Raw genomic sequence first — 10,253 nt, forward strand, 5'->3', positions numbered from 1 at the left:
CGGATAATGACTACGCAACCCAACACCTTTCAGATACTCGGCAATGTAACGGTCTGTGTGAGCGTCGAACTTGGCCGCACACAAATGCTCTTGCGCGATGTTCTGGCTCTTGGCGAAGACAGCGTCGTACCGCTCGACCGGCTAACGGATGAGCTGCTCGATGTGATGGTCAATGGACGCCAAATCGCCAAGGCCGAGGTCACGACGCAGGGCAACAAGTTCGCTTTGCGCATTGTGGAGCTGTTGTCCGACGCTGACAGCGCAGGAGCCATCGCGTGGCCAGCGCAGGAAAGCGCAGAGGCTTCATCCCCAAAAGCATCTAAAGCGGCTCCCGCAACGGCTGCCGAACCCGGCGCGAAGGCAACCTGATGATTTGGTATCTTGCCAAAATGGCTTTGCTGTTGCCGATCCTTGGTCTGCTGATCTGGGGTAGCTTAAAACTGACAAAGATGATGCAGCAGCGCCTTTCCAGAGGCGAAAGCAATCAGCGGTCCATCCGGCTGGTGGAAACGTGTTTCCTCGGCCCCGGCATGCGGGTCGCTGTGATTGAATTTCGCGGCCGGGAAATCCTGCTCGGATGCACAAAACAGGGCCTCACCCGCCTGGGCGAAGTCGCCGCGCCGATGCCAAAACCTGCGCCTATTGAGCTGGAGAACAGACCATGATCCGGCGCCCGTTTCTGGTCGCGGCAATCGCCGCTCTGACCGCCGTAGCGATGCTCTTACCCGATACTGCACAGGCGCAGCCGGGTCTGGGCGATGCGGTAGAGCGTGCCTTTAGCGATGCGGCGGGCGGCGAAGACCAGCCGCTATCGCTGTCTTTGCAAATCTTGCTGCTCATGGGCTTGCTGACGATGCTGCCCGCGCTGGTTCTGATGATGACCAGTTTCACCCGAATTTTGATTGTGCTGTCGATTCTACGTCAGGCGCTCGGCCTGCAACAAAGCCCGCCCAATCAGGTTCTAGTCGGCCTATCGTTGTTTCTGTCCTTCTTTATCATGGCGCCCACTTTGGCCGATGTGAACACCGCCGCCATCATCCCCTACGCCGCAGGGACTATTGGCGCAGAGCAAGGCATCACGATTGCTGGCGATCAATTTCACAGTTTCATGCTGCGCCAGACGCGCGAGGCCAATCTTGCGATGTTTGCCGATATTGCCGGGGTCAGCGCGTTCAATTCCCCTCAGGATATTCCGCTCTCGATCCTGCTGCCGTCATTCGTCACCAGCGAACTGCAAACGGCGTTCCAAATCGGATTTATGCTGTTCCTGCCGTTCCTTGTGATCGACCTTGTGGTGGCCAGCATCCTGATGTCACTTGGCATGATGATGCTCAGCCCGACGATCGTGTCGTTGCCGTTCAAATTGCTGCTGTTCGTGCTGGTCGATGGCTGGGCCCTGCTGATGGGCTCCCTCGCGCTTAGCTTTGCCTGACTCGAGGGAAATTTCATGAACGATGACGCATCCCTGCTCGCCCTGACCGACCGAATGCTCTGGACAACCGCACTGGTCGCTGGCCCAATCCTGCTGGCCGCGCTTGCCGTAGGTCTGGTGGTCGGAATTATCCAAGCTGCGACTTCGGTAAATGAGCAGACCCTCACATTTGTGCCAAAACTGGCCGTAATCGCGGTTGTGCTCGTGTTCATGGGCGGTCCGATGATGATGATCCTCAGCGATTTCCTTGGCGAGATCTTCGAGCAGATCGGCATGATCGCGCGGTGAATTTCGCAATCCTCGGATTTGGCGCGGTAGAGCAGGAGCTGTGGACGCTGCTGTTCCTGTCCGTCCGCTGCGGCGCGGCGATGATGGCTGCTCCGCTATTCGGCGCGATGGGTGTGCCAGCACAATTGCGCGCGTTTCTGGGCGTGGCGATTGCGTTCTTCATCCACACATGGGTGCCGCTGCCGCCCATGCCTGACCTGCTTTCGGTAGGCGGGATTATTGCTCTCTTACAGGAAGCCGTGATCGGTTTTGCGCTTGGATTTGTGTTGCAGATCAGCTTTGCCGTGCCTCTGATCGCGGCGGAGCAGATCGCGGGCACGATGGGCCTCGCCATTGCCACCGCGATTGATCCCAATAGCGGCGCACAATCCGGCGTGGTCGGATCGTATTTCAGTATGATGCTGACCTTTATCTTCCTCGCACTCGGCGCGCATTTGCTTTGGCTGGAGCTGGTTATCGAAAGCTACCGGGCGCTTCCGCCTGGCGATGCTTTGTTCTCGGCTACCTCGGCCAAGTCGATTGTAGATTTCGGCGGATTAGCGTTTTTGACAGCGGCAGTGATTGCACTACCGGTGATCCTGGTTTTGCTGCTGGTTCAGCTTGCCACCGGCGTTCTCAGCCGTTCTGCTCCGTCGCTAAACCTGTTCGCGCTGGGCCTGCCAGCAGGCGTCATGGCAGGCCTCGCCGCTCTGATCGCCGCACTGCCGATTTTGACGGAACAATTCGCTGAACTGTCTGAAATGGCCATTCTCCAAACCGCCGAGTTGATCAGCCGATGAGCGAGCAGGGCGCAGGCGAAAAGACTTACGAACCTACCGAAAAGCGCAAGCGCGATGCCTCCAAAAAAGGCGACGTTCTGCGCTCTAAAGAACTTGGTACGGCGGTCGCCATTTTCGTCGGCGGCGCGTGGCTCGTATTTGGCGGCCCGTGGTTGCTGGAGGCTATCAAATCGGTCGCGCGCCAGAGTTTTCGCTTTGATCGCGGTGCGTTGGAAAATTTCACACCCGAAGCGGTATTTCTGACGGCCATGCATACTATTCTTCCGCCCATTCTGATTTTCGGCACAGTCATCCTGGTTGCAACCGCCATATCGCAATTGCTGATCGGGGACGGCCGTTTCGAAACCGACAATCTCAAACCCAAAGGATCGCGGATAAATCCTGGCTCGGGTTTGAAACGCATGTTCGGCACGCAGGGCCTGATCGAGCTTGGCAAAGGCTTGCTCAAAGTCGCGCTGCTTGGCGGCATTGCATGGTGGTGGGGCAGCCGCAATCTGGCAGGCCTGCTTGGTCTCGGGCGGGGCGAATTGCTGGTTCAGCTCGCGTCGGCATGGGATGCGGCGGTGTCGCTTGTTTTGTTGCTCGCGCTCGGCCTTGCGATTATCGCCATGATCGATTGGCCGATCCAGTTTGTGCGCCGGACCAACCGACTGAAGATGACGCATCAGGAAATGCGAGACGAAAATAAGCAATCGGAAGGCTCGCCTGAAAACCGCGCCGCCCAGCGCCAACGTCAGCGCGAGATTGCCCGCGGCGGTGTGAAGAGAGCGATGGACGAAGCGCAGTTCCTGCTGACCAACCCGAGCCATTTTGCAGTCGCCATGACCTACGATCCCGCCCTCGCCCCCGCCCCGGTCGTGCTGGCCAAGGGACGCGATGAAAAGGCGTTGGCCATGCGTGAACTTGCGATGGAACGCGGCCTGCCCGTGCTCGAATATCCCGCGCTAGCCCGCTCGATTTACTTCACGACACGCGATCATCAAGTCGTGCGGGAGGAGCTGTATATCGCCATCGCGGCGCTGATAGCGTTCGTGCACTCCATCAAACGCGGAGAGCATCCACCACGCCCAAATGTCGAGGTGCCTGTCGCGCTGCGTTTTGACGCAAAAGGGAAAACCTCCGTGCCTTAAAACCTCGCGCACGGTGCCGTTCTAAAAAGCATGGATAGTTCAGTTTCTTCAGTTGTCAGCCGATTGGGCGCAGGTAGCGGGCTGGATATGGTCCAACTCGCCAATGATCTGGCCGAGGTTCGCTATGCCTCGCAAATCCAGCGGCTTGAAACCCGTAACGAGCGGCTGGAGGCGCAGATTTCCTCGGCATCGGTACTGCGTAACCAATTGACCCAGTTGGCGGGAGCTTTGGGTGACAGGATACGCAACGGCGACCTCGCACCTGCCCCCATTATTGGTGCCCCGTCGGTCGCAACTCCATCGGTTGTCCCGGGCACCAGCCCCAGTGGCAGCTACGATCTGGAAGTGACACAGCTCGCCGCCAGCCAGACGCTGGCGCTCAATGCCTATTCAAGCGGTTCCGATCTCGTCGGCGAGGGAACACTGACGCTGCGTTTTGGCGCGGTAAATGGTGCGACCTTCTCAGAGGAAACGGCGCAGCCTGCGGTGGAGATCGCCGTGGCTGCCGATGACACCCTCGAAACGCTGGCTGGTAAGATCAACGCGGCAGACAGAGGAGTGACAGCCTATGTTGCCAATGGCACAAACGGCGCGCAATTGGTGCTGAAAGGCGCAGATGGCGAACAAAATGGTTTTGTCATCGAAGCAGAGAGCACCGCGCCCCTACCTTCTGCAACAACGGGTGATTTGTCGTATCTGGCATGGGACCCGTCCAGCGACAGCGGCCAGTTACGGCAGGGCGCCCAAGATGCGCTGTTCAGCCTCGACACGATAGCGATGAGAAGCGCCAGCAACCGTATTACTGATTTACCCGAAGGGCTGACGCTGGATTTGACGGGCACCAATCCCGGCGCGCCGACGACAATCTCATTTGCTGATCGTTCAGGCCAGATCAGCGGCGTTATGAACGACTTTGTGGCCGCATTGAACGACATCACAGGCGAACTTCAGGCAAGTGCGGCCGCGCTGGGCGGTGAGCTGGGCAATGATCCGGGTGCCCGCGCACTGAAACGTGCACTTTCGGGTCTTAGCAGCGTGGTTGTGATGCCCAACGCGGGTGTTGGCGAGCCGAGCACGCTGGGTGATCTTGGTCTTTCGGTGAACCGCAACGGCAGCTTTGCGCTCAATGATGAACGTTTGAACGAGACGCTTTCAGCCAATCCCGATGGTGCGGCTGCGATGTTCACAACCGGGCTTTTCGGAGTGTTTGCGACCATCGACGGTCTGGCCCGCAGCATGTCGGTTGCGGGTGATCCGGGATCGCTGGCCGGATCGGTTGCGCGATACACTGATCAGATTGAAAGGAACGATGAAAAGCTGGCAAAAATCTCCGATCAACAAGAAGTCCTGCGTGAACGCATGGTCAAACAGTTTGCCGCTGCCGACCGCAACATTTCGCAGTCCAATTCAACACTAAGTTTCATCCGGTCGCAAATCGCGATCTGGAAGCAGCCGGACAATTAACATGATCGCGCGTTTCTCAGACCCATCCGAAACATACCGGCGGATCGAATTGGACGCCCGGGTCGAGGGCGCCGACGGAGCCGGACTGACCCGTGTTTGTCTAGAAAAAGCAATCGGCGAATTGAGCCGCGCGGGCCCTGCTAACCGCACGGGCAATCGCGCGGTCCGAAACGAGGCTTTAACCAAAGCCTCTGCCGCCATCGCCGCGTTGATCAAAGGTGTCGATCAAGCCAACCCTTTGCGCGAACCCTTGCTGCATCTCTACGAATCAGCGATTCACGCAGTTCGCGGAGCTTTGAGCGATTATCGGCAGGACGTTATCGACAGAGTAGGAACCGATTTGGATGACATTCTTAAAATTCTATAAGCGTTCGTAATCAGACCATTTTGGGGGGATTGTTTTGCAACTTATCGGAGCATCTTCCTTTTCTGTCTTTGATCTCGGACGACTGGTTCGTGATGATAGGAACATTGCGGGCCAAGATCCGCCTGTTCAAAGAGAAACGTCCTGATTTCCAGCGCGGTTCGCAGCAGGTCGCTTGTCTATTTTTCCGTATTCTGCAATGAATCTATCCATCCATCCACGGCCGCCGCGGCCACTGCAGCGCCTTCCGAGCTGAAGTGCGCATCAGGCGCATATAGCGATGTCGGATCGCTCGACTGTTCAAACACGTCGGTCAGGTCAATTACATCAATCTGCTGCCGCGACGCCGCATTCAGCACATCAGAACGAAGCCCGTCATAAACGAAAGACTTATCGAATAACCCGCGAAAGCGCGCGTCCATCGGAATATAAACGAGAGCCAAACGCCCTCCCCAGCCTTCCGTAACTTGCTTTGTCCGCGCCAGCACATCTTCGTAAACTGGCTGATCGCGCGTGACACGTGGGTAATCCAGACCAAGAAGTCCCCAAACCTCGTTCAAGGCGAAGATATTTCTTATGAATGACGATTTTGAAAAGACGGTTCCAGCCGAAACGTCGTCCTGCCACCATTCGCTAAGGATGGCTTCAGATCGCCGAATTTGCTCCTCCGAAAGGTTCGGATCACCAAAATCAACGTCCGGGTTTAGCCCTTGTTTCAGCCACGGCATTTCCGCTTCACGCGCAAGGTTCTGCCAATCATTGCCTTCAAAAAAAGCCATCACGACATAATCCGGCTCAAAAGCTGCACCGTATCGGCCAATAAGAGCAAGTTCGAGCAGCGGCCCGCCGGAGCGCATTCCAATGCTGGCAGTCTGCGGTTGAAGCGCGCGCAATCGGCCGCCGAAAGTGTCCGGGTTCGGCTGGCAATGCCCTTCAACAAAAGAGTCGCCTACCAGCATCACGTCCAGCGGTTGCGCGTAAACCGCGTCGTCATTGTTAAAGCCATACCGGTCGGCCGTGTAGTACAACGGCTTTCCATCGTACGAGCAGAGCAAGACTTCTTTGCCGGGAAGCCCGCCAAGAACGGCCTGGTCCAACTGTTCTGCGCCAAGTTCGCTGCTTAACCGCTTGGTCGAATACATCGGCGGGATGCTGTCACGCCCCCGAGCGGCCTCACTCCCGTCAGCCGTGCTCCCGCTGAGCATCCCAACCATACTGAACATCGCCATCACCAGCCGAGCGTTCAGAAACACCTCTACCAGCAGCAATGTAAAGAGGATCGCGGATGAGGCGAGACCCAAATTCGCGCTCTTGCGTGCGGGCAAATAGACACCCGCTGCAACCAAAGCCAAAGCGATCGCCCCCGGTGCTGCGATGTAGCGCAAAAATCGCGGAACATCAGCGCCGTAAGACGAAAAATTTATGAGGCCATAGGCAGCTATCGCGGTAAAGTAGAGAGCCGGCAAAATGCACAGCAGCGCGGCAAGAGAACGGCTGGGCGACGCCGGTGTTTCCCCGGAGGCTGCTGGGCTCGACGCCTGTTTGCTGGTGGTCATAGCGGTCATCAGTCCAGCTTGAACTGGTTCTTATAATCTTGCGCTAGGGCCGGGTCCTGCTGATCTTTGGTCAACACGCAGTTGCCGACCGCTAAATAATCAAGCCCTGTCCCCATAAAGCAACGAAAAGCATCTTCTGGAGTGCACACGATAGGTTCCCCGCGCACATTGAAGCTTGTGTTGATCACAACCGGACAATCGGTGCGTTTCTCAAACGCGTCCAGCAAATCCCAATAGCGCGGGTTAGTCTCGTGATGGACAGTCTGGATACGCGCGGAATAATCGACATGAGTGATTGCAGGAATACTGGACCGGGCAACATTCAGCTTGTCGATCCCGAACAGGCTTTGCTCTTCATCGGTCATTTCCAGCCGGCGATCTTCGGCCACATCGCCGACGATCAGCATATAAGGGCTGTCGCTATCGTGATCGAACCAGTCCGAGACGTTTTCGCGCTTCACAGAAGGCGCAAACGGGCGGAAACTTTCCCGGTATTTTACCTTCAAATTGAGAGTTCGCTGCATATTGGGTGAGCGTGGATCACCCAATATGGATCGTCCACCCAGCGCGCGCGGTCCGAATTCCATCCGCCCCTGCATCCAGCCGACCGCATGCCCATCTGCCAGCGCGTCAGCTGTCCGTTCAATCATATCTGGCTCAGCAATTACGTCGAATTTCGCGCCAATAGCTTGCAGACGGCTTTCAATATCAGTCTGCTCAAACGACGGGCCCAGATAAGAGCCTGCCATCGTGTCTCCGCCATCCTCGCGCACGGTGCGAGGTTTACCGTGGAACTGGTGCCATGCTGACAGAGCCGCGCCCAGCGCCCCGCCCGCGTCGCCAGCCGCAGGTTGAATCCAAATGTTGTCGAATATCCCTTCGCGCAGGAGTTTGCCGTTCGCCACGCAATTGAGCGCGACGCCGCCTGCAAGGCACAAATTGCGCTCGCCCGTGTCGGCCTGAATTGACTTTGCCAGGCGCAAAACGATCATCTCAGTGACCTTTTGCACAGAGGCCGCCAAATCCATTTCACGCTGCGTCAATTCATCTTCGGGTTTGCGCGGCGGGCCGCCGAACAGCCGATCAAAGGCCTTGGACGTCATCGTTAAACCACTGGTGTAATTGAAGTATTTCTGATCCATATGAAACGTGCCGTCTTCGTTTACGTGGATCAGATTATCGAGGATTTTTTGGACATACCGGGGGGTTCCATACGGCGCGAGCCCCATGACTTTGTATTCGCCAGAATTAACCCGAAAACCGGTGTAATAAGTGAATGCGGAATACAGCAGTCCCAGAGAATGCGGGAAATGCAGCTCTTTTCGGATTTCAAAATTGTTGCCTGACCCATGACCAAGCGAGGTTGTGCACCATTCGCCAACACCGTCCATCGTCAGGACAGCGGCGCTTTTGAAGGGTGATGGATAAAATGCGCTGGCAGCATGTGACTGGTGATGCTCGGTAAACAAAAGCGATGCGTTCCAGGCGTCCCCGCCCGACAGTTTTTGCAATTCATCTTGCAGCATCTTCTTCTGAAAAAGCTTGTCCTTGATCCACAAAGGGATCGCCAACCGGAATGAGCTGAAACCGCGCGGGGCCGTTGCAAAATAGGATTCAAGCAGGCGCTCAAATTTCAGGAACGGTTTTTCATAAAAGACGACATGGTCGATCCCGGCGAGCGTGCAGCCCGCTTCCGATAGGCAATATTCGACCGCTGAGCTGGGAAAGCGTGGATCGTGTTTGCGGCGGCTGAACCGCTCCTCCTGAGCCGCAGCGACGATCACTCCATCTTCGATTAGCGCAGCAGCGCTGTCGTGATAAAACGCGGACAAGCCGAGGATACGCATGAAGCGGCAGTCCTTAGAAAATTGTGTAGATGAAAGGTGTGATTGCCGTGCCTTGCGTTAGCACGATAAGCAGCCCGAACAGGAACATGATGGCCACGATTGGCGCCATCCATATCTTTTTTCTGGCTTTCAAAAATGCCCAAAGTTCTTTGACGAGATCCATATCCTGCCCTTCAAAATTGATTTTTCATGGTTTCGGGAGGCGGCCCCGCAGGATCACGTTCGATCCAGTGCGTGGAAGCATCGCTTGGACGTTTCATTCGGAGAGCATCGCGGCCAAACAGCTTCATGCCGAGCCCGATGGGCACGAACAAAAGAAGATACATCAGCCCCATGACAATGGGGTTTACGATGCTCGCCAACAACAAACCCAATTTCATCCAGAACTTGTTGAGCGGGGCGAGAAGAATTGGCCGCAGCACTGCAAAGACGACTAAAAGTGCGCCGGGAAGCATGAACGCAATCGTGCTTGTCAGACCGGCTTCAAAAAAGGCCCATCTGACCAATCCAATGGCGATTAGAATGCCGCCAACCGTTAGCCCAAAACCACGGTCTGAAGAGCCTTCGATTTCTTGATGATCTTCGAATCTATCATGTGCAAATTTTGCCACAGCTGCCACCTCATGCCCTTTGAGCATTCTCTTGTTCGAGCCTGGTGGCAGGATTGTAATCCTTGCCAATGGACTGGATGGAAGCTGCCGCTTTTCTGGACATCAGCCCAAAACTCCAGCAGCCATTCCAAATCAACGGTTTCACCAAGGCGACCAGTGAACCGAATTAATCATAGGCTCGCACGATACTCCACCGACAGACTATAGAAGTACTCTCGCAAGGACACAGGAATTCAGTATCGCATCAAATCCAAGTGGAGTTAACTCTTTGGAGTTACGATGAATCAGGCTGGCAAGCTAATCAACGCATCCCAAACTGCAGGTTCTGACCCAGCGCGCGATAGCGGGCTGGACCGTGCCCGAGATAGCGACAATCACAGGCCATCCCTTCAAGGATGTCAGTTCGATCCTCGATAGCACGTATCATCAAAGGGGTAGCGCGCTGGGGTAAGCCGCCATTAGGAAGCTCTAAAGGAGAACGGACTTTCCCGACCGCCTTGGACGTTTAGAGCGACGATCTGGAGAAAATCGCGTTATATCAATCGTTGAAATGGTAGCGGAGGAGGGACACGCATTTCCTATATAAGTAATTGTTATTAAGAATTTTTCCCCTATCTAGCCTGGGCGATACCCCCAACTGTACCCCCACCTGCGACGAACCGTTTCTAAATCTCGCCAAGCCGCTTGAGATTGGCAGCATAGCTTATGAGAAATATCATCCCACTCCTATGTCAGCTTCGCGCCCCAGTCTAAGACATAGCCAGTCGAGATCTTAGTCACCG

General features: G+C 55.9%; 12 protein-coding genes. 8 read left to right on the top strand and 4 right to left on the bottom strand.

What is annotated here, in order from left to right; all coding sequences use genetic code 11:
* Positions 1–6: 6 nt before the first annotated feature.
* The 8 genes from ACGHU1_RS02695 to ACGHU1_RS02730 are packed head-to-tail and all read left to right on the top strand — an operon-like array spanning position 7 to position 5,460.
* Complete coding sequence (locus ACGHU1_RS02695) at positions 7–369, top strand: FliM/FliN family flagellar motor switch protein (protein WP_390583119.1); 363 nt, start codon at positions 7–9, stop codon at positions 367–369.
* Positions 369–665, top strand: coding sequence for a flagellar biosynthetic protein FliO (locus tag ACGHU1_RS02700; protein ID WP_390583121.1), 297 nt, complete (start codon positions 369–371; stop codon positions 663–665). The genes ACGHU1_RS02695 and ACGHU1_RS02700 overlap by 1 nt, the downstream gene beginning before the upstream one ends.
* Positions 662–1,432 (top strand): flagellar type III secretion system pore protein FliP, encoded by a 771-nt coding sequence (gene fliP, locus ACGHU1_RS02705; protein WP_390583123.1) that lies wholly within the window; start codon positions 662–664, stop codon positions 1,430–1,432. The genes ACGHU1_RS02700 and fliP overlap by 4 nt, the downstream gene beginning before the upstream one ends.
* A 15-nt stretch (positions 1,433–1,447) precedes the next feature.
* Positions 1,448–1,720 carry a flagellar biosynthetic protein FliQ gene (locus ACGHU1_RS02710; RefSeq protein ID WP_390583125.1) on the top strand — a complete coding sequence of 91 codons (273 nt, stop codon included), beginning with the start codon at positions 1,448–1,450 and terminating at the stop codon, positions 1,718–1,720.
* Positions 1,717–2,499: a flagellar biosynthetic protein FliR gene (fliR, locus tag ACGHU1_RS02715; protein ID WP_390583127.1), complete on the top strand. Its 783-nt coding sequence runs from the start codon at positions 1,717–1,719 to the stop codon at positions 2,497–2,499. The genes ACGHU1_RS02710 and fliR overlap by 4 nt, the downstream gene beginning before the upstream one ends.
* Positions 2,496–3,629 carry a flagellar biosynthesis protein FlhB gene (locus ACGHU1_RS02720; protein WP_390583129.1) on the top strand — a complete coding sequence of 378 codons (1,134 nt, stop codon included), beginning with the start codon at positions 2,496–2,498 and terminating at the stop codon, positions 3,627–3,629. Before fliR ends, ACGHU1_RS02720 begins: the two co-directional genes overlap by 4 nt.
* 30 nt (positions 3,630–3,659) lie before the next feature.
* Positions 3,660–5,093 carry a flagellar filament capping protein FliD gene (fliD, locus tag ACGHU1_RS02725; RefSeq protein ID WP_390583131.1) on the top strand — a complete coding sequence of 478 codons (1,434 nt, stop codon included), beginning with the start codon at positions 3,660–3,662 and terminating at the stop codon, positions 5,091–5,093.
* Position 5,094: 1 nt separating this feature from the next.
* A complete protein-coding gene (locus ACGHU1_RS02730) occupies positions 5,095–5,460 on the top strand; it encodes a flagellar protein FliS (protein WP_390583133.1) in 366 nt (121 codons plus the stop codon).
* Between the two features lie 176 nt (positions 5,461–5,636).
* On the opposite strand, the gene ACGHU1_RS02735 is transcribed toward ACGHU1_RS02730, so the two are convergent.
* From ACGHU1_RS02735 to ACGHU1_RS02750, 4 genes are read right to left on the bottom strand one after another with little or no spacing between them, the layout of a single operon-like run.
* Positions 5,637–7,022, bottom strand: a complete 1,386-nt coding sequence (locus tag ACGHU1_RS02735) for a hypothetical protein (protein WP_390583135.1) — start codon at positions 7,020–7,022, stop codon at positions 5,637–5,639.
* Positions 7,022–8,860 carry a carbamoyltransferase gene (locus tag ACGHU1_RS02740; RefSeq protein WP_390583137.1) on the bottom strand — a complete coding sequence of 613 codons (1,839 nt, stop codon included), beginning with the start codon at positions 8,858–8,860 and terminating at the stop codon, positions 7,022–7,024. Before ACGHU1_RS02740 ends, ACGHU1_RS02735 begins: the two co-directional genes overlap by 1 nt.
* Before the next feature lie 13 nt (positions 8,861–8,873).
* Positions 8,874–9,023, bottom strand: a complete 150-nt coding sequence (locus tag ACGHU1_RS02745) for a DUF5989 family protein (protein WP_390583139.1) — start codon at positions 9,021–9,023, stop codon at positions 8,874–8,876.
* 10 nt (positions 9,024–9,033) lie between these two features.
* Positions 9,034–9,480: an SxtJ family membrane protein gene (locus tag ACGHU1_RS02750; RefSeq protein WP_390583141.1), complete on the bottom strand. Its 447-nt coding sequence runs from the start codon at positions 9,478–9,480 to the stop codon at positions 9,034–9,036.
* Positions 9,481–10,253 lie beyond the last annotated feature (773 nt).

The sequence above is a fragment of the Erythrobacter sp. MTPC3 genome (assembly GCF_042854385.1).
Taxonomy (GTDB): domain Bacteria; phylum Pseudomonadota; class Alphaproteobacteria; order Sphingomonadales; family Sphingomonadaceae; genus Erythrobacter.